Source organism: Paenarthrobacter sp. UW852, assembly GCF_024608385.1.
Classification (GTDB): domain Bacteria; phylum Actinomycetota; class Actinomycetes; order Actinomycetales; family Micrococcaceae; genus Arthrobacter.
In genome coordinates, this window is sequence record NZ_JAMSGY010000001.1 from 252,183 (window position 1) to 275,023 (window position 22,841).

Genomic DNA, 22,841 nt, shown 5'->3' on the forward strand with positions numbered 1-22,841 from the left:
CCTAGTAGGCCGAGGTCTACAGATTCTCCAGATCCGCGGCAGAGGTGGCGATGTCCGCAGTGGCTTCAGTCTCAGCAGCACGCTTCAGAGAGCGTCGTTCCCGGCGCCTGTCGTTGACGAGGCACAGTCCAACGGCTGCGAAGAACAGCAGCAACATGGGGGCGGCCAGGTAGAACATACTCATTGCGTCGGCACCCGGAGCGGCCATGGCCGCGAAAAGGCACACCAGGAAGATGGTGATGCGCCAACTCTTGACGAGTTGCTTACCTTTGATGATTCCCGCGAGGTTCAAGCCAACCAGCACCACCGGAACAAGGAAGGCGATACCGAAAGCCAGCAACAGCCGGAGGACGAACGCCAAGTAGATCTCGGCGCTGATGAAGTTTGAACCGCCGATCGGGGTGAAGTCGGTCAGCACGCGCACTGCGTTGGGCAGCACGAGCCACGCGAGGAGGACACCACCAATGAACAGGGGAACTGCCGCCGCCACAAACGACAGCGCCAGGCGGCGCTCCTTTTTGTGAAGCCCGGGGACAATGAACGCCCACAGTTGATAGATCCAGACGGGGCTGGAAACTATCACGCCAAGAAACACCGACACCTGGACCATGAGGTCAAAGGAACTGGCCACACCGTCAAAGTTCAGGGTGGCCGCCCTGCCCTCTTTGGCGTTGAGGTCCTTGATCGGCTTGATCAGCGCTTCAAGGAGCGGCTGGTAGACGATGAAGCCCACCACGGTTCCGACAATGACGCCGATAGCAGCCTTGAAGAGCCGGTTCCTGAGCTCCTTGAGGTGGTCAAGGAGCGCCATCCGGGCTTCGGGGTTGGCCTTGCGCCCCTTCGTTTCTACCACTTCTTCTTAGACGCGGTTAGCGGGCGGAACGTCGGTTTCGCCGTTGTTCTGTGCCTTCACATCCGGGTGACCTACCACTTTGCCTTCAACGGCGTCGGAAGGTTGCTGCGTATCCTTCGTTTCGGAAGAACCGTCCTTCTTCATTTCCCGGACTTCAGACTTGAAAATGCGCATCGACTGTCCAATGCTGCGCGCCATGGACGGCAGCTTCGGTGCGGCAAAAAGCACCAGAGCCAGGACGATGATGATGATGAGATGCCAGCCTTCGAGCCTCATGTGGGGAGGTCCTTTCCTTTTGGATACATCCTACGTCTATCTGAATTCTATGTCGTGCAGGGATTGTGGCTGACCCCGCTCGGCTTTGCGTTTGACGCGTTTTTGACGCCGAACTTCCTGTCGGGAGGCTTTGGCCGTCAGGTAATCATGACGCATCTGCTCCGGGGAGGCAAAAATGGCAGACCCCGGTTCAGGGCGGTCGGCAGGGGTTTCAACATCGGAGGTTTTCGGGACCGGCGGAAGGTTGCTGAAACGTTTACCTGCATCAGCCAATTCATGAACAGTTGTCATGAATTTCCTGAACAACCGATACCCCAGCGTCACGTGGAGGAGCAACGAAAGGGCAATGAGCGCGATCCACAACAGGATCCAGAACCACCAAGGCATCTGAGTAGTCTAGCCAGCCCGGCCGGCCGACGAAGAGTCGTACCCGGCCAGGGCCTCGTTGATCCATGCGCGGGTTGCCTGCCGCAAGGCCCCAGGGGTGAGAATTCGCACTGATCCGCCGTGCTGGGAAACAAACATGGGAAGCCACTCCGCGCTGCCGAACCGGACCTCGGCCAGGAGGCCGCCGTCGGGCAATTGCGCCGTGCGCTCGGCGTAGTAGTCGTCAGCCAGCCCCACGCCCTGCCGGGTAAGCTGCAGCACTACCAGCACGTCGTCATCACTGGGTGTGTAGAGCCGCGCCGGGAAGGCGTCCGGAGCCGTCACCGTCCCGGATACCGGACGGCCGTTCGGCTCCAGGAACTCAACCCTGTCCAGCCGGAAATTCCGGAGCCCTTCCTTGCTGTGGCAATACGCTTCGAAGTACCAGGTGTTGTCGAGGGAAAAGAGCCGCAAGGGGTCGACATCCCGCTCTGAAACTTCGTCCCGCTGGAGCGACAAGTACCTCAGCCGGAGCTGCTCCCCGTCCCGGATGGCCTTGGTAATGGTGGCGAAGGCCTGGGACTGTTCGGGTGCCACCGATTGGCCTGCGACCGACCCCGCCAGCCGACCAGCCTGCCCCGCAGCGCCGGTCAACTTGATGGTGACGGACTCCAGTGCGCTCCCGGGTTCGTCTTCAGGCATGCCTGCCAGGGCCGGCAGGTCCCCCAGCATGGCCAGCCCGGTCAGAAGGGCCGCTGCTTCGTCTTCGCTGAAGCGCACGGGGCGGTTCAGGTCCAGGTGCTCGGAAATGTAGACATGGTCATTTTCCCATTGGATGTCCAGGAGGTCGTCCGGATAGCCTTCCGGCAAGCCGGAACAGATCAGGATCTTGAGATCGTCTATCAGCGCTTTGCGGCTGATGCCGAAGTGGTCTGCGACTTCCTGGATGTGCAGGCCCTGGTGGTGGACCAGGAACGGGACGAGCTGCAGCATCCTGGCCAGCTGGTCCTCCGATGTACGCTTGCGCGCCCGCGGCGTCGGCCCGGCTTCGGGGAAGATCACCGGTGGCTCCGGCGAGACGTCGAAGTCCAGGGCACTTTTAAGGCGGCGGACGACGGCGGACCGCAACTCTGCGGGTTCGATCACCACGGCGTGTGGTCCATAGGATGCCAGCTCTTCGGCGAGCTGCTCAGGATCCCTGAACTCCACCACGATGCGGTCACGGTCACCGTCAGGGTCGCTGATGGCAGGAGTCGAGCCGGGCCGGACAGCCCTCTTGCGGAGCGCGAGGAGCCGGCCCCTGTCGACGTCGAGGATAGCTCGTTGGATGGGCAGCTCGTTGAGGGCGTCGAGCTCGGCCCGGGCGTTAAATCCCGCCGGGGGCTCGAAACTGCCTCCGGTTACGACCGTTACCGCTGTCGTCATGCGCGAGAGCCTGAAGAGCCTCTTCGCTCCCCTCCCCCGGTCGAAGCCCACGAGGTACCACTGGGCGAACCGGCTCCCGAGACCCCACGGCTCCACTTCACGCACTTCTTCGCGTCCGGTGCTGACCGCAAGGTAGCCGAAACGGACCGGATGCCTGCCGTGCATGGCCGCCACGACGTCGTCGAACGCTTGTCCGGCGGGCTTGATGCGGGGCTGAACCCCGGCAGGCAGGTCGACGTCCGTGAAACCACCGGCAGCCTGCAGCTTCCGGACGGCGTTTGCTGCCGCGGTACCCAAAGCGGCGCGTTCCCACAACTGCGCAGCGAGAAGGAGCACCGTGCTCTCTGCCGGTGTCAGGTTCACCTCGGGAAGCCGGTTGGAGTCCTTGCCGATCCGGTATCGGGTGGACGCGGGGTCGTCGGCCCCAAAACTGCGGGGATCGGTCAATGTTTCGATTTCGAAGCCGAACTGCTTCAGGTCCACTTTGTCGCGCTCGAACATGCGCCCAAAAGCGACGTCGTTTTCGGCTGAATCGTGGTAGACCTTTTCGCGAAGGACGGAACGCGGAAGCCCCACCTTGGTATTGAGCAAAGCCAGGAGGAGGTTCAGGAGTCGTTCGGTGCGGGATGCAGACACGGTTGCTACGTTACTAAAGTCCGGCGGGAAAGCAGCAAGGCGCGTCACCGACCGGCAAAACCGGAGGGCAACGCGCCTTGCGCAGAACGCGGGTCCTAGCGGACAGCGACGAGGTCAACCACGAAGATCAGTGCTTCGTTGGGCTTGATCGCTCCGCCGGCACCACGGGAGCCGTAAGCCAGCTCCGACGGGATCTCCAGTCGACGGCGGCCGCCAACTTTCATGCCCAGGAGGCCCTGGTCCCAGCCCTGGATGACCTGGCCGACGCCGACACGGAAGTCGAGCGGAGCGCCGCGGCCCCAGGAAGCGTCAAACTCTTCGCCCGTGGACCAGGCGACACCAACGTAGTGGGTGGAGACGGTGTCTCCGGCTTTTGCCTCCGCGCCCGTGCCCTCAATGAGGTCCGTGATGACGAGGTCCGTGGGGACGTCACCTTCCGGGAAGTCGATTTCAGGCTTGGTGCGGTCGAAGTCACGCTGACCAAATGACATGGTTGCTCCTTTTGCAGGATGGACGAATGGTTGTCGGATACCAGCCTAAGCCAGTGCCCGCGACTTGGATTACTTCTTACCCTTGATCTCCACGACGAAGACCAGCGGACCGGCAGGTTTGCCCTGTGCGGCAGCATTGGCTCCGTAAGCAAGATCAGTAGGAATGGTGAGCAGCACCTTGGAACCGACCTTCTGGCCCGTCAGGCCCAGAGTCCAGCCCTTGATGACCTGTGTGAGGCCAAACGTCGCGGCCTCGCCGCGGTCATAGCTGGAATCGAACTTGGTGCTGTCTTCCCAGCGCCACCCGGTGTAGTTGGCGTCGATCGTGTCCGAGCTCTTCAGTTCATCACCGGAGCCCTCAGACAAAACCTTGACGGACAGGCCGGCCGGAGCATCGGTCTTGGGGATCTCTACGGACGGTACGCCCTTGTCGTCAAAGGCCACCTTTGGCAGCTTGCCGTCCTTGTCCAGTTGATCGGTCTCTTCCTTGCTCAAGAGGCCCGGTGCGTCCTTGGCGGAGGCAATCTTGAACACCACCAGCTGGGTGGACGCAGGAGCCGTGGCAGAGGCACTGCCCGGAGCGGCGATAGCTACATGGCTGCCCACTTTAGCGCCGACAACCGCGTTGAATATGAGCTCATTGCCCGTTTTCATCTGCTCGGACAGCTCGATCGGCTGGGGTCCGTTTGCGTACCCGTCCTCAAGTGTTTTCCCGTCCGTGCCATCAACGGCTACGTACACGAGTTCGGCAATTTGGCCCGCCTTGACAGGCTGGCCGTCACCCTCGCTGACCACCTTGACAGTGGGCTCGGTCACCTTCAGTGGTTTGGAGAATTCAATCCCCGGCGCCTTGTCATTGCCATTGTCCGTGACCTTCAAGGAGTCAAGCTTTGAGACATCGCCAACGGACTGGCTGGTGGGCTCGCTGGCCGGAGTTGTTCCTCCTCCGCACGCGGTCATCAGCAGCAGGGCAGGAAGGAGAATTGCTAGGAGTCGGCGCACAAAAAAGACACTTTCGTCGGGGCAAGGGAGACTTGGAATGACGCACTGCGCATCCAAGCAGGTGGCCCCTCTAGAGGAGACCACTACTCAGGATAGCCCGTGAAGCTGGGAGTCAGCTCATAGAGTCCAGGAGGGCGTCCACCCGCTCGTCGACACTGCGGAACGGGTCCTTGCACAGGATCGTCTGGTGCGCGCGGTCATTAAGCTTCAAGTGCACCCAGTCCACCGTGTAGTCACGGCCAAGCTCCTGAGCCCTCCGGACGAAGTCCCCACGCAACTTGGCGCGGGTAGTCTGGGGCGGCGCGTCCACGGCGTCCTTCACGTCCGTCTCGGTCACGAGGCGGCGGGCTGCTCCACGGGCCTGCAGCAGGAAGAAGAGGCCGCGCTGCCGGGAGATATCGTGATAGGTGAGGTCGAGCTGGGCGATGCGGGGCGAGTCCAGGCCGAGGTTATGCCGGCGCATGTAGCCGTCCATGAGCTTCTTCTTGATGGCCCAGTCAACTTCGGTGTCGATGGTGCTGGTATCGCCGCTTTCGATGGCATCCAGGGTCCGCTTCCACAGATCAAGGATGAGCGGTACGTGGGCGTTGTGCGCCCCGTTGCTGGCCACGAAGTCGGTGACCTTTGCCAGGTACTCCCGCTGGATGTCCAGCGCCGTCAGTTGCCGGCCATTGGCAAGCCGTACCAGTGCGCGCCCGGTCAGGTCATGGGAAATTTCCCTGATGCTGCGGATGGGGTTCTCCATCCGCATGTCACGCATAATGACGCCGGCCTCGATCATGCGCAGGATGAGGTCGACGGTTCCGACTTTGAGCAGCGCGGTGGTCTCGGACATGTTGGAGTCGCCCACGATCACGTGAAGGCGGCGGTAGAACTCGGCATCGGCGTGCGGCTCATCACGGGTGTTGATGATGGGACGCGAACGGGTGGTGGCCGACGACACGCCTTCCCAGATGTGATCGGCGCGCTGGGAGAACGCGAACGTGGCACCGTGCGGGGTCTTCAGGACCTTGCCCGCACCGGCGATCAACTGCCGGGTCACCAGGAAGGGAATGAGGATCTCAGCCAGGCGGGAAAACTCCCCGCGCCTCGGGATGAGGTAGTTTTCGTGGCTGCCGTAGGAGTTGCCTGCGGAGTCGGTGTTGTTCTTGAAGAGATAAACCGTGCCGTTGAAGCCCTCCGCAGCAAGCCTCGACTGGGCTTCGTCCACGAGGTCGTCCAGGATAAGTTCGCCGGCCCGGTCATGGGCGATGAGCTGGGCGAGGTCGTCGCATTCAGCCGTGGCATATTCAGGGTGCGAACCAACGTCCAAGTACAGGCGGGAGCCGTTGGTCAGGAACACGTTCGACGACCTGCCCCAGCTGACCACCTTGCGGAAGAGGTATCGTGCGACTTCCTCCGGTGCCAGCGGGCGCGAATCCGGGCTGGAATAGGAGATTCCAAACTCCGTTTCAATGCCAAATATTCGCTTGTCCATCTCAGGTCTCCTCTGTGAGCAACCGGGTCATATCCTCGGGCAGCAACCGCCGGAAAGCCCTGCGCGAGCCACGGTGGCTTTCGGAGGCGCGGTACAGCACTGCTGCCTCGACGGCGGTGGCGGGCAGTTCATCCGCTTCCTTGTCTGTCGCCAAGGCGCGCAACGCCAAACGCATGGCCCCGGCCAGGGTGATTTCCGGCTCCCAAGCCTCACGGACGACGTCGGAGATCTGGTCAGCCAGGCCGCCCATGACCACAAAACCATTCTCGTCAGCGATCGATCCGTCAAAAGTGAGCCGGTAGAGGTGATCCTGCTCCCGGGTGGCGCCAACCTCGGCCACTGCCAGTTCCACCTCGAATGGCTTCTGTTCGGCGGTGAACACGGCACCCAGGCTCTGGGCGTAGACGCTCGCCAGTCCGCGGGCAGTCACGTCTTCGCGATCGTACGAATAGCCGCGGACGTCAGCGTACCTGACGCCGGCCTGTCGAAGGCTTTCGAATTCGTTGTACTTTCCCACTGCGGCGAAGGCGATCTTGTCATAGATCTCGCCGATCTTGTGCAGGGAGGGTGACGGGTTTTCGGCTATCAAGGCGATGCCATCCGCGCAACTGATGACCACAACGGAACGGCCACGTGCGATGCCTTTCCGTGCGAAGTCCGCACGGTCCTTCATCAGTTGCTCGGGCGATACATAGAACTGCTGCGTCATCTCAGGCCTCCCGTCCGGCGATGGCCCGCGACTCAACAATGGCCCCGGCGATGGCCGCCAGGTCCCTTTCGGGAACCCGTCGGTGACCAGCGCGATTAACTGTGTACACCACCGGCCAGAGTTGCCGGACAGGGTCCGGTCCACCCGTGGCGGAGTCGTCGTCGGCGGCGTCGTAGAGGGCCTCGACAGCCACGGCGACGGCGGCCTCCTCCGAGAGGTTCGGCTTCCAGAGCTTTTTCAGGGCGCCGCGGGCGAACACGGATCCGGAACCCACGGAGTGATGTTCCTGCTCTTCATAGCGGCCCCCGGTGACGTCGTAGGAGAACAGGCGGCCGACTCCGGATGAATGGTCGAATCCGGCGAAGAGTGGGATGACGGCCATCCCCTGCATGGCCATGGGCAGGTTTCCGCGGATCATGGCCCCGAGGCGGTTGGCCTTGCCCACGAGGCTGAGCAGTGTTCCCTCGATCTTCTCGTAGTGTTCCAGTTCAACCTGGAACAGGCGCGTGATATCGATGGCCAGGCCTGCCGTCCCGGCGATACCAAGGACAGAGTACTGGTCGGCCGGGAACACCTTCTCGATGTGCCTGCTGGCAATGACGTTGCCCATGGTGGCCCTGCGGTCACCGGCCATCAGCACCCCGCCGGCATATGTCAGCGCGACGATTGTGGTGGCATGTGGGGACGACGGCACGGTGCCTGCGGGTAACAACTGATTGAACGGCAGGAGCTCGGGACGGGATCGTTGGAGATGCTCCGTAAAGGAAGACGTTGCCTGGTTGGCCAGGGGGCCGGTTGATGGGTCCTGCATTGCTGCACTCCTTCGACTCTGCGTTCCGATGCCCGGCGGCCTCACGCGGCCGGGCCGTACAACCTGTGGGGGCTCCGGTTACTGGCCACCCTTTTGAACGAACGCCCTGACGAATTCCTCGGCGTTGGATTCCAACACGCCGTCAATTTCGTCCAGGAGGTCATCCACGCCCTGCGTCGCCTCCGAGGCCTTCGCTTCGGGTGCTGCCGGCGGCGCCTCCGGGACGTCCACTTCAGTCTCGGTTTCCCGCGACTGCGGTTGTTGCTGCTCCTGAGCTGCCATTTTCTTCTCCCTACTGTCAGTCTCCGGGGGCGGAGACTTCCTACTGCAATATTGCCACGCTGTGGGCTGTTGCGTACGGCTTTGACCGGCCGCTGATTCGCCTGTGGCGAACCGCATTAGGCCTTTGCCGGGGGCAAGCTCTGCCCCATCAATTCGGCAAGGAAAGGGCCGGCCTCCTGATGGCGGTCAAACAGCGCTCCGGTCAGGGAACGGGTCCCCCTCAAAGGCTCCCGGGTGGGCACCCGTTGGAGCTTCCCGAGCCCGGGAACGTCGAAAATCACCGAGTCCCAACTGGCACCGACGACGTCCTTGCCGTACTTGGTTACGCAGCGGCCGCGGAAGTAGGCCCTGGTGTCCGACGGCGGTTCGCTCACCGCCCGGGCGATGTCGCCGTCGTCGACGATGCGTGCCATGCGGTCCCTGGACAGCAACCGGTAATAGAGGCCTTTCTCCGGCCTGATATCAGCCCACTGCAGGTCCACCAGTCCCAGCCGGGCGTCGTCCCAGGCGAGTCCGTCCCGGTTGCGGTACCCCTCCAGCAGTGATTTCTTGGCCACCCATTCCACAGAGGAAGCCGCGGCGTCGAGGTCAGTCCCGAGCGTGGTGAGCGTGGACTCCCACTGGGACAACACGCCGTGGGTGTGTCCGTCGCCCGAGACCGAATCCGACACCCCTGTTTCCTGTGCCAGTTTCGACGCTGCTTCGTAGTACATCCATTGGAGGTCGAGGGCGGTCACCCTCCGTCCGTCGACGAGTCGCACGGTGGCCGTAAGCGTGGTGTCATGGCTGACGGACTGAAGGGCTTGGACTGGCTCATGGACTTCGATCCTTGGAGCCTGCCCGGCCTCGATGAGGCTCAGAACCATGGCCGTAGTACCGAATTTGAGGTAGTTGGACGCCTGGCTGAGGTTCGCGTCCCCAATGATCACATGGAGTCGCCGGTACTTGTCCGCGGTGGCGTGGGGCTCGTCCCGGGTGTTGATGATGGGCCGGCGGATAGTGGTTTCCAGCCCCACCTCCGCCTCGAAGAAGTCGGCACGTTGGCTGATCTGGTACCCGGGCGTCGAACTGTCCTGGCCAAGGCCGACCCGTCCCGCGCCGCATATTGCCTGGCGGGAAACAAAGAACGGGGTCAGTCCCCGGATGATGTCACCGAAGGGCACCGAACGGGGCATGAGGTAGTTCTCATGGGATCCGTAGGAGACGGATTTGTTGTCGGTGTTGTTTTTGTACAGGTTGATGGGAGGAAGGCTGGTATCAGCCGCGACCTTCCGGACCGTGGCCAGGGCGACGAGGTCCCCGGCGGCGTCCCACGCAACGGCGTCACGGGGGTTGGTGACTTCCGGGCTCGAGTATTCGGGATGGGCGTGGTCCACGTAGAGGCGCGCACCATTTCCCAGGACCATGTTCATCAGCAGGGAGCCGGACTCGTCCGCGCCGTCCAGCTCCAACTCCTGGCGGCCGTAAGCCAAGGCCACGGCCTCGGCGTCGAGCACCGGCGGCTGGTCCGTCAACTGGCTGGGGTCCGCGGCCGCCCGGTCCAGGGTCCACCCGCGTGCGTCATGCAAGGGTTCCTCGTCGGTGTAATCCCAGCGGGTCTCCGCACCGCCGGCAGCGCGTTGGCGGGTCACCGTGGCATAAGCCTGGATGATCCTGGCAGACATCATGGTCGCGTTCGCGCCCGGGGCCGACGGGGCGTGGATCCCGTATTCGGTTTCCGAGCCCATGACGCGCATTGCGCCACCTTCGGGCAACTGCGCGGACGGTGTTCCTTCGACTCTTGCTGTCACAGGTACTGGCCCGTGTTGGCGGTAGTCTCGATCGACTTGCCCGGCTCCTGCCCGGCCTTACCCTGCACGATCGTGCGGATGTAGGTGATCCGTTCGCCCTTCTTGCCCGATATCCTGGCCCAGTCGTCCGGGTTGGTGGTGTTCGGCATGTCCTCGTGCTCACGGAACTCGTCCACCACGGCCCGCAGCAGGTGCTCGATGCGGAGGCCTTTCTGATGGTTGGTCAGCAGGTCCTTGATGGCGTACTTCTTGGCGCGGTCCACCACGTTCTGGACCACTGCGCCGGAATTGAAGTCCTTGAAGTACAGCATCTCCGTATCGCCGTTGGCATAAGTGACTTCGAGGTATTCATTGGACTTCTCCGTCGAATACATGGCCTCCACCGTTCGCTGGACCATGGCGTCCACCGTGGCTTGCACGTCTCCTCCGTACTCAGCGAGGTCCTGGGCGTGGAAGGGCAAGTCCGTGGTGATGTACTTCCCGAAAATGTCCGCTGCAGCCTCGGCATCGGGCCGCTGGATCTTGACCTTGACATCGAGCCGACCCGGGCGAAGGATCGCGGGATCGATCATGTCCTCACGGTTTGAAGCACCGATGACGATCACGTTATCGAGCCGTTCCACGCCGTCGATCTCGCTGAGCAACTGCGGAACGATGGTCGTTTCGACGTCGGACGACACGCCGGTGCCGCGGGTACGGAACAGCGAATCCATTTCATCGAAGAAGACCACCACCGGGCTGCCATCGGAAGCCTTCTCACGGGCACGCGAAAAGATCAGGCGGATGTGGCGTTCCGTTTCACCCACGTATTTGTCGAGCAGCTCCGGGCCCTTGATATTGAGGAAGTAGCTCTTGACCTCTGTGTTGCCGGCGCGCTCGGCGGCGCGGGCCGCCAGCGAATTGGCCACGGCTTTGGCGATCAGCGTCTTGCCGCAGCCCGGAGGGCCGTACAGCAGGATGCCCTTCGGAGCCTTGAGTCCGTGCTCACGGTAAAGGTCCGGGTGCAGGAACGGAAGTTCGACGGCGTCGCGGATCTGTTCAATCTGCGGGCCGAGGCCGCCGATGTCCTGGTAAGTGATGTCAGGTACTTCTTCGAGGACAAGGTTTTCCACCTCCGCGCGCGGGACCTTTTCCAGGGCGTAGCCCGTGCGTGAATCCAGTGACAACGCATCGCCCACCTTCAGGTGGATGTTCTGCAGGGCTCCAGAAAGCCGCACAACGCGTTCCTCATCCGCCCGGCCCACCACCAGCGCCCGGTCCTTGCCGAGCATCTCCTTCAGCGTGACCAGTTCGCCGGCGCGCTCGTAACCGAGCCCGGCAACCACCAGAAGTGCCTCGTTGAGCAGGACTTCCTGTCCGACGGCAAGCTGGTTGATGTTGACCAAGGGACTGACACCCACGCGCATCTTGCGGCCGGCGTTGAAGATATCCACCGACTCTTCGGTTGCGGCCTGGCCGGAGCTCCCGGCCGAGGGTTGCTTCCGGGGGTTGACCTGCACCACGGTCCCAAAGCTGTAGGGCGGCTGCCCCTCCTGCTCCAAAGCACCCTTCAAGCGCAGGATCTCGGACTTCGCTGCTTCCAGCATGCTGACGAGCTTGCCGTTGTTCTGCGTAGCGGCGGCCAGCTGGCGGTCGATGTGGCGGAGCTTGTCCCGGAGGATGTTGATCTGCCGCTCGGCAACAGTCAGTTCACTCGAGGCCTCCGACGGTTGCGCGGGGGCCAGCCCCCGGCTTGCTGCCTCTTCCGGTGCGGCGTGTCCTTCTTCCGGCGTCTGCCGTCCAAGGTCGTTGTTTGACGTGTCCACGAATCATCAGCCCCTTCCTGCGCTTAACAAGACCTTAGTCCCGAAAAGCTCAGGGTGCTGGGTGACATTCGGAATGCGGACCCTATTGTGACCTTTGTCAGTTTGTGACCGTGGGGTCATCCTGGACGTTGGTTCCGGCGATGGCATCACGTGCGGCGCGCCGGAGTTTCTTGTCCGAAACTGCCCGCTCCCCTACTGCGCCGGGCGTCCAGGCGTTGAGGTCCTCTTCGCTGAATTCGGTCTTGGAAGGGCGGCGCTTTACCGAGATTCCGGTGACGCCTTCGGCGAGGCGGCGGGTGACCAGCAGGAAGCCGGTGTGCGCCACCATGCGGTGATCCGGCCGGACAGCCAGGCCCTCAAGGTGCCAGCCACGTACCATCGACTCCCAGGCATCCGGCTCGGTGAAACGCCCGTCAGCGCGGATGGCTTCGGCAGTGCGGGACAGCTGGGTGACTGTCGCTACATAGTTGATCCAGACGCCGCCAGGCGCCAGCACGGTAGCCACCGCGTCCAAGCACTCCCACGGAGCCAGCATGTCAAGCACTACGCGGTCGACTGATCCGGGGGCCTCTGCCTTGACGACCTCTTCCTGGAAGTCACCCAACGAGATCTGCCAGGCCGGGTGCGGACCACCGAAGATTGTCTCGACGTTCCCGCGGGCGATGTCGGCGAATTCTTCGCGGCGCTCGAAGGAGTGCAGGTAACCGCCGTCGCCGACAGCCCGCAGCAGGGAAATGGACAGGGCACCGGAACCCACGCCGGCTTCCACGACACGTGCGCCCGGGAAAATGTCAGCCATGGTGACAATCTGGCCGGCGTCCTTCGGATAAACAACGGCGGCACCGCGAGGCATGGACAAAACGAAGTCGGACAGCAGCGGCCTCAGCGTCTGGTACTGCTGGCCGACGTTGTTGCTGACCACGGAGCCATCCACCTTGCCGATGATCTCATCGTGGTTCAGGAAGCCCCGGTGCGTGTGGAATGCCCCGCCGACTTCCAGCGTCACAGTGTTCATGCGGCCACGTTCGTCCGTGAGTTGCACCCGTTCGCCCACGCGGAAAGGGCCACGGCGGCGGGCTGCGCCCGTCGGCTGCACGGCGGTTCCGGTAGCTGCCGCGTCAGGGCCTGCGCTGGCCTCGGGGGCGGCGTTTTCGCTGCTCATGTGGTGTTTCCTCGCTGTTGTACGGCTGGGCCGCGACGTGTTGCTGGCTGGTGGGCGCCAAATAGGCCGCGGAGTTGTTTGCTAAGACGGCCGGCATGTAACTCTACCGGTCGCTGGGTCAGGGGCGACCGCTCCGGCGGGCTTCCTTACCTGTAATGGCTGTCACGACAGCCTGCTGGCGCAGCAGTCCGGTGACGATTCCGTTGTGGTCCACCACAGCGTATTCGCCCCCTTCCAAGCGCGCCAAGTACTGGATGAGTTCCTGTCCTTTGGACCATTCGGGGACATAGGCCCCGGCCCCCAGTGCGTGCGCCACTGCGGTAACCGGCGTCGTCGTAGCGGCCTCAAGCGGCACCGAAGCGACGGCACCCGGGTCCACGACGCCTTGCGGCTTACCGTCCGGTCCACAGATGACGACGGCGGGGATTCCGTTAGGAGCGATGGCCAGGACATCGGCCACGGAAGCCGAGTTCGGCACCCCGACGGCGCGATCCGCGAGTCCCGCCGCGCTGACCAGGTACAGGCGGCTGCGGAGCTTCGCGTGGTGGATGGAACTGGAGGCACCCATCCAGAGGAATCCGCAGACAAGGACGGTGATCAACATCAGGCTGATATCCAGCGGAGCACCGGTCAGGAGTGGCAACGCAATGAACCAGATGACCAAGGCCGCGACGATGATGCGGCCGGACCAGCCGGCAGCAATTGTTCCCTTGTCCTGGCTTCCGGTGGCTTTCCACACTGCGGATTCCACCAAACGACCACCGTCGAGCGGCAAACCCGGAAGCACGTTGAACAGGCCGATCAGGAGATTGGCCCACATGAGGATGTTGGCCAGGATTTCGGATACGCCGCTCAGCACATCGGCGGAGAGGACACCCCACATGGCGGCTGCCAGGACGAAGTTCGAAGCAGGCCCGGCCAGGGCCACCACGACTGAGCGGCCAGGTGAGGCCGTGAAGTTCTCAAACTGCGTGTGTCCGCCCCAGAGATTCAGGACAATCTTCTCGGTGGGCCATTTGAAGGCCTTGGCGCTGAGGGCATGTGCCAGTTCGTGGAGCAGCACGGAGATGGCCAGCAGCAAGGCGTAGCCCAATGCTACGAAGTAGGCGCCCAGGCCCAGGCGCGGCATCTGCACCAGCAGGGCCGGCCCGTAGACAATGACGGTGAACCCTGCAATAACAAACCACGAGTACGCAAGGTAGACCGGAATGCCGGCGATCTTCCCCAGCGGGATACCCTCCTTCTTGGCGGAGGCGTGGTGCGGTGTGGTGGGACTGCTCACCTAGTTGGCCCTTTCAAGAACGTTTCCAGCCGGGAAGCGATCGACGACGAGTTGCCTCACGTCGTCGACGGTCCGGCCTGTGAGCGTGTCCCACATGACCATGCGTGGGTCTTCGGGCAGCGGCACCTGGTGGGGTATGCCCACCGTCACGACGCCTGAAGCAATGGCGGCCGTGGCACCGGGAACGGAATCCTCCAGCGCAACGCAGTGGTGGATGGTCAGGGCAGGATCATCCAGGCGGAGTCTTTCAACCGCAGTCAGGTAGGCCTCGGGGTGCGGCTTTCCGTTGGTGACGGTGTCTCCGGTGACCATGAACTCGAAGTACGGTTTGGGCAAGCTCTCCACTACCACTCCGGCCAGGGGGCCTTCGGACATGGTGACCAGCGCGCACCGGACGCCGGCCTGGTGGAGTTCATCGAGGAGCTCCCGCGCGCCTGGCCGCCATGGAACGTTCCGGCGCACCTGCGCGATCACCTGGGCACTAAGGGTGTCGACGATCTGGCGGGCCTCAAGCTTGACCCCCGCGTCCTGCAGGATGGCTGCCGAGTGCAGCAGGGACTGGCCCACCAACTGCATCGCCTGCTGGTGCGACCACGTGCCGCCATGGGACTCCACCAGGGCGCGTTCAGCCGCGATCCAGTAGGGCTCAGTGTCCACCAGGGTGCCGTCCATATCCCAGAGCACGGCTTTGAGGAGGGGCTGGCTGGGTAAGGAATGCATGGCTTCAAGTCTACGTGGAACCGGGCGGGCGCCCGTGCGCGCATTGCGCTTTGGGCGAAGAGGGGACACGCACCGGCGTGAAATGCCATGCATCCCGGAGGGTCTTGGACGTAGGGTGAGTGGATGAACAGTGTGGACGGGACCCCCGAAGGACAGGACATCACCGCGGAGCCCGAGCGTTTCCTCAAGGAACCCGCGGAAGGCCAACGTGTCACCGTGATGCTCGCCGCGTTCGAAGGCTGGAACGACGCCGGAGAGGCAGCCAGCGACGCCCTGCACTACTTGAACAAGCTCTGGGACGGCAAGAAGGTTGCCACTGTGGACGCGGAGGAGTATTACGACTTCCAGTTCACCAGGCCCACTGTGCGCCGCACGTCGTCAGGTGCCCGGAAGGTCAAGTGGCCATCCACCAGGATCTACAAGGCGGCAGTTCCGGACAGCAATGTGGACGTGGTGTTCGTGTTGGGCACCGAGCCTTCCTACCGTTGGCGTGCATACACTACGGAATTGCTGGTCCACGCCGAGGCACTCAAGGTGGACTCCGTCATTTTGGTGGGTGCCCTGCTGGCCGATGTGCCGCACAGCCGCCCCATTCCCGTGAGCACCAGCACTGAGGACAGTTCGCTGCGTGAGCGCCTCAACCTGGAGGCGTCCCAGTACGAGGGGCCGGTGGGGATCGTAGGCGTCCTGGCTGAATTTGCGATGCTTGCAGGGCTGCCGACGGTTTCACTGTGGGCCGCGGTGCCGCACTATGTTGCCCAGCCCCCCTCCCCCAAGGCCCAGCTCGCGATCCTGCACAAAGTGGAAGACCTGCTCCAGGTCCCGCTGGACAGCCAGGCACTTGCCGAAGAGTCCGAGGCGTGGGAACGCGGCGTTGACGAGCTCGCCACCGAGGACCCCGAGATCGCGGCGTACGTGCGGCAACTCGAGGAAGCCAAGGACACGGCCGACCTCCCGGAAGCTTCCGGCGAATCCATTGCCCGCGAGTTTGAACGGTACCTCAAGCGCCGTGGCAAAGACCGTCCCTGACCGCTCCCACTATCGGTAAACGCCAACGGCCCCGACAGGAATGTCAGGGCCGTTGGCGTTTGAACATCAACAGGTCCGGTTACAGCTCCACGCCGAGCAAGGCGTTGACGGCATCCGAGATGACGGCCCTCTCCGTGGCCGAGCCTTCGGCGGCGGAGCGCAGTGCCTCTTGGGCCCACTGATCGACGGCGGCAAGCGCTGCGGGAGCGTTGAGGTCATCGGCCAGTCCAGCACGCATGGCCGCAAGCAAGGGGGCCGAGGAACCTGCCGGAGCATGGTTCAGGGCGGCCCGCCACTTCGCCAGGCGCTCCTTGGCCGCGGCGAAGCCTTCATTAGTCCATGACCAGTCCGAGCGGTAGTGGTTGGCGAGGATGGCCAGGCGAATGGCTGCGGGTTCCTCGCCTGCTGCGCGAAGTTTGGACACAAGGACCAGGTTTCCCTTGGACTTGCTCATCTTCTCGCCGTCCAGGCCCACCATGCCCGCGTGGGAGTAGTGACGCGCCAAGGGAACTCCAGACAGCGAATAAGCATGGCCGGCTCCCATCTCATGATGCGGGAAGACCAGGTCCGAGCCGCCGCCTTGGACCGTGAAGGGTGCCGGAAGGTATTTCTGGGCGATCACCGTACATTCGATGTGCCAACCGGGGCGGCCGGAGCCAAGGCTTGCACCGGGCCAACTGGGTTCACCTTCGCGGGACACACGCCAGAGCAGGGGGTCGAGCGCGTGGCGTTTGCCGGGCCGTGCCGGGTCGCCGCCGCGCTCCGCGAAAAGGGCGAGCATATCCTTTTCGCCGAGCCCCGACACATCGCCCAAAGTCCACGCATCCGTGGCATCCGAGCGTTTCCCGGCCATTTCGACGTCGTAATAGACATCACCGTCGGGTTCACCGTCGGTGCCGGGAACCCTGTAGGCCACTCCGTCAGCTATGAGTTTCTCGATGGCCGGCACGATGTCCGGAATGGCTTCAACCGCGCCGATGTAGTGATCCGGTGCAAGGACGTTCAGCGCGTCCATGTCGGTGTGGAACAGTTCGATCTGGCTCTGGGCCAGGTCTTGCCAGTCAACGCCGGTGGCATTGGCACGCTCAAGCAGGGGGTCGTCGATGTCCGTAACGTTTTGCACGTAGGACACCCGGATCCCTGTATCGCGCCAGGCGCGGTTCAGCAGGTCGAAGGCAACATAGCTTGAGGCGTGCCCCATGTGCGTGGCGTCGTAGGGCGTGATGCCGCAGACGTACATCGATTGCTCCGGTTGCCGTTCAACCTCCACGACACGGCCCAGGGCAGTGTCGAACAGGCGTAGTTGCGGCATGCTGCCGGGCAGCTCAGGAACAGGGCGGGAAGTCCACGATTTCACGACTCAACCTTAGTGCTAGGCACTGATGACACCGAAAACGAGCAGGACATACAAGGCCAGTCCGAGGAGGATCCGGTACCAAACGAAGAGGCGGTAGCTCCTGGTCGAGACGAATTTCAGGAACCAGCCGATGATGACGTAGCCCACAACAAAGGCGATGACTGTGGCCAGGGCTGTCTCCGGAAGGCCGTACGGTCCGGTGAGGCCCTCGTGGGAAACCGTCTTGTAGAGCTGGTACAGCCCGCTGCCGAACACGGCCGGAATGGCCAGCAGGAAGGAATACCGGGCTGCGGCTTCACGCGTGTAGCCCATGAGAAGGCCGGCAGTGATGGTGCCGCCGGACCGCGAAACGCCCGGAATCAGGGCCATTGCCTGAGCGAAGCCATAGAGGATGCCGTGCTTGTAGCTCAGCTGGGTGAGGTCCCGTTCCTGCCGCCCGGTGGCGTCGGCGACGGCCAGGATCATGCCGAAGACGATCAACATGGTGGCTACGATCCACATGCTGCGAAGCACCGATTCGATCTGGTCCTGGAAAAGCAGGCCAAGGATGATGATCGGCAGGCTGCCCAGGATCACCAACCAGCCCATGCGGGCATCGGGATCGTTGCGCTCGACTTTGCCCCTCAAGGAGCCGAACCAGGCACGGACAATCCGGACGATGTCGCGCCAGAAGTACACAATGACGGCGGTTTCGGTTCCCAGCTGCGTGATCGCAGTGAAAGCGGCGCCCGGGTCGGCGGCGCCGGGAAGGAATGATCCGACGATCCTCAAGTGCGCGCTTGAGGAGATCGGGAGGAATTCGGTGAGGCCCTGCACGAGGCCCAGCAAGGCTGCTTCTATCCAGTTCACGTGAATAGACCCTACGTCATGAAGACTGGGAACTGCCCGTAAGCTAGCAGCTATGCAGCAGCGTTATGTCGGAAACAGCGGGTTTCGCGTGTCCTCCTTGTCCCTCGGAACCATGTCCTGGGCCCAGGAAACTGATGAGCAGGACGCTGCCGAGGTCCTTCACGCGTTCGTAGCTGCAGGGGGCACCGTCATAGACACTGCTGCGTCTTACGGCCAGGGGCGGGCTGAGGCCATGATCGGCTCCATGCTTGGAGATGTCGTGGCACGGTCCGAGGTGGTTTTGTCCACGAAGGCAGGCGTGTCGTCCACAGAGTCCAGGCGAAGTGTCGATGCTTCACGTGGCGCAATGCTCTCGGCACTTGACGCCAGCCTTGCCAGGCTCGGAACCGACTACGTCGACATCTGGTTCGCCCAGGAGTGGGACCACAACGTGCCCTTGGAGGAGACCCTTTCCGCTTTGGAACTGGCGCAGCGGACCGGGCGGGCGCGTTACGTGGGCATCTCCAACTACAACGGTTGGCAGACAGCGAAGGCCGCGGCCATCGCCGGTTTCACTTTGGTGGCCAACCAGTCCGAATATTCCTTGGTCCAGCGCAAGGCGGAGGACGAGCTCATTCCCGCGGTGGAGGACGCCGGGCTGGGGATCATGGCGTGGGCGCCGCTGGGCCGGGGTGTCCTGAGCGGCAAATACCGCGGACAAATTCCCGCGGACTCCCGTGCCGCCCAAAGCCGCCTCGCGGCGTATGTTGAACCGTACCTGGAGCCGCGGGCTTCCAGGGTGGTTGAAGCTGTGGCCATGGCCGCACGCGGCCTGGGTAGATCTCCCCTGGATGTCTCCCTGAGCTGGCTGCTGTCCCGGCCCGGCGTTGCCACCGCCGTCGTGGGCGCCAGGAACGCCGTCCAGCTCAAAGAGCTCCTGGACGCCGCGCTGACTGACCTGCCCGCAGAGATATCGCGCGCCCTTGAGGACGTTTCGTCGTTGTAGCCAGGGCTGCCGCGGACTGCCTAATGGCGATCCAGAATATCGAGCAGGTAGCTTCCGTAACCGCTTTTGGCCAACTTCGCGGCCTGTTGACGCAGTCCGTCGTCGTTCAGGTAACCCATCCGCCAGGCCACTTCCTCCGGGGCTCCGATTTTCAGGCCCTGCCGGTTCTCGGTGGTGCGCACGTAGTTCGACGCGTCATTCAAGTCGCTGAAGGTTCCGGTATCCAACCAGGCGGTTCCCCGGGGGAATTTCTGCACATGCAGCTTTCCGAGCTCCATGTATTTGCGGTTGATGTCCGTGATTTCCAATTCGCCGCGGGGCGAGGGTCTTAGGTCTTTTGCCATGGCAACTACGTCGTTGTCGTAAAAGTAGAGCCCCGGAACTGCGTAATTGCTCTTGGGTTTGGCCGGCTTCTCTTCGATGGATACCGCCAGTCCGTCGTCGTCGAATTCCACCACGCCATAAGCGCTTGGGTCCTTGACCCAATACCCGAAGATGGCGCCGCCGTCGACGTCGGCATAGTGGCGGAACTGGTTGCCCATTCCGGGGCCGTTAAAGATGTTGTCTCCGAGGATCAGGGCCACTTTGCCGGCCCCGATATGTTCCTCCCCCAGGATGAACGCCTGGGCCAGGCCATCCGGCGTCGGCTGCCGGGCGTATGTCAGGTTGATCCCGAACTGGGAACCGTCGCCCAGGAGGTTCTCGAATTGCGGGCCGTCGGCAGGTGTGGTGATGATGAGGATGTCGCGGATGCCGGCAAGCATCAGAGTACACAGCGGGTAGTAGATCATGGGTTTGTCGAAGACGGGAACCAACTGCTTGCTGATGGCGAGCGTAATTGGATGAAGCCGGGAACCTGTGCCACCGGCAAGAATAATTCCGCGCATCTACTGTCCTCTCCCGCTGCGCACCGCAGTATCCTGCGGTTACGCTATGGCCATGCAGAGAATCCTTGTCACCGGCGGGGCCGGATTCATCGGATGCAATTTCGTTCACTTCATCATGGTGCACACCCGCCTCCATGTCACTGTCCTGGACAAACTGACCTACGCCGGCACTATTGATTCGCTTTCGGGGCTGCCGTCCGGCCGCTTTGAATTTGTTCAAGGCGATATCTGTGATGCCGCCTTGGTGGACTCCCTGACCCCCACGGTCGATGCGGTGGTCCATTTTGCCGCAGAGTCGCACAACGACAACTCGTTGGAGGATCCACGGCCGTTCCTTGACACCAACCTGGGGGGTACTTTCACCCTCATCGAAGCGGCGAGGAAGCACGGCACCCGGTTCCATCACATCTCCACGGATGAGGTGTACGGGGACCTGGCCCTGGAGGATCCGGACAGGTTCACGGAAAGCTCCGCCTACCGCCCCACCAGTCCGTACTCCGCCACGAAGGCGGGTTCGGACCTGTTGGTCCGGGCGTGGGTCCGGTCGTTCGGACTTCAGGCGACCATCAGTAATTGCTCCAACAACTACGGCCCGTACCAGCACGTGGAAAAGTTCATTCCGCGTCAGATCACCAACATCCTGGACGGAGTTCGTCCCCGGCTTTACGGTCAGGGGCGCAACGTGCGGGACTGGATCCACGTGGCAGACCATTCCTCGGCGGTGCTGAAAATCCTTGAGGCCGGGCGGATCGGTGAAACCTACCTGATTGGTGCCGACGGCGAACGGTCCAACCGTGAGGTTGTGGAGACGCTGCTGGAGATTGCGGGTAAATCCCGTGACGCCTACGACCTCGTCCATGACCGCCCCGGCCATGACCTGCGCTACGCCATCGATTCCAGCAAGATTCGCCGCGAACTTGGCTGGATGCCGGGTTACCGGGATTTCGACGCCGGGTTGTCGGACACCATGCAGTGGTACAGGGACAACGAGGACTGGTGGCGTCCCCAGAAAGCCGCCACCGAGTCCAAGTACGCAGGCCAAGGCCACTGATGGACGGGGCACACCGGCTGCAGTCCTTGGCCACGTCCATTCCGGGACTGACTCTGTTCCGGCTTCCGGTTCACGCCGATAGCCGCGGATGGTTCAAGGAGAACTGGCATCGTCGCAAGATGATGGACATCGGGCTCCCGGATTTCGGTCCGGTGCAGAACAACATCTCCTTTAACACCGAACGCGGCACCACCCGCGGTATACACGCTGAGCCCTGGGACAAATTCGTCTCGTTGGCCGCGGGGCGGATCTTTGGTGCTTGGGTGGACCTGCGGGAAGGACCGACCTTCGGGGTGCTGTTCACTGCCGAACTGACCCCGGGCGACGCAATCTTCGTGCCACGCGGCGTGGGCAATGCCTTCCAAACCCTAGAAGACCGCACCGTGTACTCCTATCTCGTCAACGATCATTGGAGCCCGGAAGCCCAGGAGGAGTACACCTTCCTGAACCTTGCGGACGAGCACGTCGCCGTCCCCTGGCCAATTCCCGTGGAGCAGGCAACAGTCTCTCCGCAGGACCGGAAGCATCCGCACCTGGCGGACGTCCGTCCGATGCGGAAAAAGCGCACTCTGGTACTCGGGGCCGATGGCCAGTTGGGTTCGGCGCTCCGGAAGGCTTTTGCCGGTGACGCGACAGTTGATTTCGCCGGGCATCCTCAGTTCGACATCACCTCGGAAGAGTCTTTCGACTCGGTCGATTGGCCCCATTACTCCACCGTTATCAACGCAGCAGCGTTCACAGCCGTGGACGCCGCAGAAACCACTGAAGGCCGGACCGCTGCCTGGCTGATCAACGCCGGTGCCGTGGCTGCCCTGGCGCGTACCGCCGTCGAGCATTCCCTCACGCTTGTCCATCTCTCCAGCGAATACGTCTTTGACGGCTCGGCGGAGGTTCACAGCGAGGACGAGGCGCTGGCTCCCCTGGGGGTGTACGGCCAAAGCAAGGCGGCAGGCGATCTGGCGGCGTCAACGGTGCCGCGGCACTACCTCGTGCGGACAAGCTGGGTGGTAGGCGACGGCCGTAACTTTGTCCGGACCATGGCTGGCCTGGCTGAACGCGGAGCGTCGCCGAACGTCGTGGATGACCAGTTTGGCAGGCTGACCTTCGCCGACGACCTTGCCGCCGGGATCAAGCATTTGCTGGATACGCAGGCTCCCTACGGGACTTACAACATCAGCAACAGCGGCTCGCCGGTTTCGTGGGCCCAGGTGGCCAGGGAGGTGTATCGGCTGAGCGGAGTGGATCCCCTCAAGGTGACCGCTGTCAGCACCGCGGCCTACGCGGGGCCGGGCAGCGCCCCCAGACCACGGAACAGTGTGCTGGACCTGGCAAAAATCAAGGGTGCCGGGTTCTCTCCCCCGGACGCGTCGCAGCGCCTCGTTGAGTACCTCCTTGCGCGGGAAACCCTAGCGAAGGGGTGACATTCGTCCTAGAGTTGGCGTACGGCAGCCCGTCCGGGCGGGCCGGGAGACACCTTAAGTAAACAAACTGGCAGGCCGGCACCACGCTGGCCACGGCGACCCGGGGCTGTGCAGCGGCCCAGGATCGCCGGCTATGAGTTGTGCCTTGAGCTGGACCCCGAAGCCTGGAGAGCCA

Annotated in this window: 22 protein-coding genes; 4 read left to right on the plus strand and 18 right to left on the minus strand. The window is 63.0% G+C overall.

Annotated elements, in window-relative coordinates:
• Positions 1-16: 16 nt before the first annotated feature.
• The 15 genes from tatC to NEK97_RS01280 all read right to left on the minus strand — a co-directional run bounded on the left by tatC (position 17) and on the right by NEK97_RS01280 (position 15,180).
• Positions 17-853 carry a twin-arginine translocase subunit TatC gene (gene tatC, locus NEK97_RS01210; RefSeq protein ID WP_257368069.1) on the minus strand — a complete coding sequence of 279 codons (837 nt, stop codon included), beginning with the start codon at positions 851-853 and terminating at the stop codon, positions 17-19.
• 6 nt (positions 854-859) lie between these two features.
• Positions 860-1,129, minus strand: a complete 270-nt coding sequence (gene tatA / locus NEK97_RS01215) for a Sec-independent protein translocase subunit TatA (RefSeq protein ID WP_235522029.1) — start codon at positions 1,127-1,129, stop codon at positions 860-862.
• Between the two features lie 36 nt (positions 1,130-1,165).
• Positions 1,166-1,516 carry a hypothetical protein gene (locus tag NEK97_RS01220; protein ID WP_235522028.1) on the minus strand — a complete coding sequence of 117 codons (351 nt, stop codon included), beginning with the start codon at positions 1,514-1,516 and terminating at the stop codon, positions 1,166-1,168.
• A 9-nt stretch (positions 1,517-1,525) separates the two neighbouring features.
• Positions 1,526-3,556 (minus strand): YafY family protein, encoded by a 2,031-nt coding sequence (locus tag NEK97_RS01225; RefSeq protein ID WP_257368070.1) that lies wholly within the window; start codon positions 3,554-3,556, stop codon positions 1,526-1,528.
• 95 nt (positions 3,557-3,651) lie between these two features.
• Positions 3,652-4,047, minus strand: coding sequence for an FKBP-type peptidyl-prolyl cis-trans isomerase (locus NEK97_RS01230; protein ID WP_026540707.1), 396 nt, complete (start codon positions 4,045-4,047; stop codon positions 3,652-3,654).
• A 69-nt stretch (positions 4,048-4,116) separates the two neighbouring features.
• Complete coding sequence (locus NEK97_RS01235) at positions 4,117-5,049, minus strand: FKBP-type peptidyl-prolyl cis-trans isomerase (protein WP_257368071.1); 933 nt, start codon at positions 5,047-5,049, stop codon at positions 4,117-4,119.
• Positions 5,050-5,161: 112 nt separating this feature from the next.
• Complete coding sequence (pafA, locus tag NEK97_RS01240; RefSeq protein ID WP_235522025.1) at positions 5,162-6,526, minus strand: Pup--protein ligase; 1,365 nt, start codon at positions 6,524-6,526, stop codon at positions 5,162-5,164.
• Position 6,527: 1 nt separating this feature from the next.
• Positions 6,528-7,235 carry a proteasome subunit alpha gene (prcA, locus tag NEK97_RS01245; protein ID WP_257368072.1) on the minus strand — a complete coding sequence of 236 codons (708 nt, stop codon included), beginning with the start codon at positions 7,233-7,235 and terminating at the stop codon, positions 6,528-6,530.
• A gap of 1 nt (position 7,236) precedes the next feature.
• Positions 7,237-8,046 carry a proteasome subunit beta gene (gene prcB / locus NEK97_RS01250; protein ID WP_257368073.1) on the minus strand — a complete coding sequence of 270 codons (810 nt, stop codon included), beginning with the start codon at positions 8,044-8,046 and terminating at the stop codon, positions 7,237-7,239.
• A gap of 78 nt (positions 8,047-8,124) precedes the next feature.
• Positions 8,125-8,328, minus strand: coding sequence for a ubiquitin-like protein Pup (locus NEK97_RS01255; protein ID WP_211712386.1), 204 nt, complete (start codon positions 8,326-8,328; stop codon positions 8,125-8,127).
• A 116-nt stretch (positions 8,329-8,444) separates the two neighbouring features.
• Entirely contained in the window at positions 8,445-10,064 is a 1,620-nt protein-coding gene (dop, locus tag NEK97_RS01260; RefSeq protein ID WP_257368074.1) for a depupylase/deamidase Dop, read from the minus strand.
• Positions 10,065-10,114: 50 nt separating this feature from the next.
• Positions 10,115-11,923: a proteasome ATPase gene (gene arc, locus NEK97_RS01265; RefSeq protein ID WP_235522021.1), complete on the minus strand. Its 1,809-nt coding sequence runs from the start codon at positions 11,921-11,923 to the stop codon at positions 10,115-10,117.
• 97 nt (positions 11,924-12,020) lie between these two features.
• A complete protein-coding gene (locus tag NEK97_RS01270) occupies positions 12,021-13,085 on the minus strand; it encodes a tRNA (adenine-N1)-methyltransferase (protein WP_257368075.1) in 1,065 nt (354 codons plus the stop codon).
• Positions 13,086-13,203: 118 nt separating this feature from the next.
• Positions 13,204-14,367 carry a site-2 protease family protein gene (locus tag NEK97_RS01275; RefSeq protein ID WP_257368076.1) on the minus strand — a complete coding sequence of 388 codons (1,164 nt, stop codon included), beginning with the start codon at positions 14,365-14,367 and terminating at the stop codon, positions 13,204-13,206.
• Positions 14,368-15,180, minus strand: coding sequence for an HAD family phosphatase (locus NEK97_RS01280; RefSeq protein WP_257368077.1), 813 nt, complete (start codon positions 15,178-15,180; stop codon positions 14,368-14,370).
• A 30-nt stretch (positions 15,181-15,210) separates the two neighbouring features.
• Between NEK97_RS01280 and NEK97_RS01285 the strand changes: the two genes are divergently transcribed.
• The gene (locus tag NEK97_RS01285) at positions 15,211-16,116 is read left to right on the plus strand and encodes a PAC2 family protein (RefSeq protein ID WP_211712391.1); all 906 of its coding nucleotides are present in this window, start codon (positions 15,211-15,213) and stop codon (positions 16,114-16,116) included.
• Positions 16,117-16,195: 79 nt separating this feature from the next.
• Here NEK97_RS01285 and mshC read toward each other — a convergent pair whose 3' ends face one another.
• Both mshC and NEK97_RS01295 read right to left on the minus strand, forming a co-directional pair.
• Positions 16,196-17,473, minus strand: coding sequence for a cysteine--1-D-myo-inosityl 2-amino-2-deoxy-alpha-D-glucopyranoside ligase (gene mshC, locus NEK97_RS01290; RefSeq protein WP_257368078.1), 1,278 nt, complete (start codon positions 17,471-17,473; stop codon positions 16,196-16,198).
• A gap of 15 nt (positions 17,474-17,488) precedes the next feature.
• Positions 17,489-18,322 carry an undecaprenyl-diphosphate phosphatase gene (locus NEK97_RS01295; protein WP_257368079.1) on the minus strand — a complete coding sequence of 278 codons (834 nt, stop codon included), beginning with the start codon at positions 18,320-18,322 and terminating at the stop codon, positions 17,489-17,491.
• 52 nt (positions 18,323-18,374) lie between these two features.
• On the opposite strand from NEK97_RS01295, the gene NEK97_RS01300 reads away from it, so the two are divergent.
• On the plus strand, positions 18,375-19,307 hold the full coding sequence (locus tag NEK97_RS01300) for an aldo/keto reductase (protein WP_235522014.1): 933 nt from the start codon (positions 18,375-18,377) through the stop codon (positions 19,305-19,307).
• A 20-nt stretch (positions 19,308-19,327) separates the two neighbouring features.
• Here NEK97_RS01300 and rfbA read toward each other — a convergent pair whose 3' ends face one another.
• Positions 19,328-20,194, minus strand: a complete 867-nt coding sequence (rfbA, locus tag NEK97_RS01305; protein WP_257368080.1) for a glucose-1-phosphate thymidylyltransferase RfbA — start codon at positions 20,192-20,194, stop codon at positions 19,328-19,330.
• A gap of 52 nt (positions 20,195-20,246) precedes the next feature.
• Between rfbA and rfbB the strand changes: the two genes are divergently transcribed.
• The gene (gene rfbB, locus NEK97_RS01310; RefSeq protein ID WP_257368081.1) at positions 20,247-21,245 is read left to right on the plus strand and encodes a dTDP-glucose 4,6-dehydratase; all 999 of its coding nucleotides are present in this window, start codon (positions 20,247-20,249) and stop codon (positions 21,243-21,245) included.
• The gene (locus NEK97_RS01315; protein ID WP_257368082.1) at positions 21,245-22,666 is read left to right on the plus strand and encodes a sugar nucleotide-binding protein; all 1,422 of its coding nucleotides are present in this window, start codon (positions 21,245-21,247) and stop codon (positions 22,664-22,666) included. The genes rfbB and NEK97_RS01315 overlap by 1 nt, the downstream gene beginning before the upstream one ends.
• The last annotated feature ends 175 nt before the right edge of the window (positions 22,667-22,841 follow it).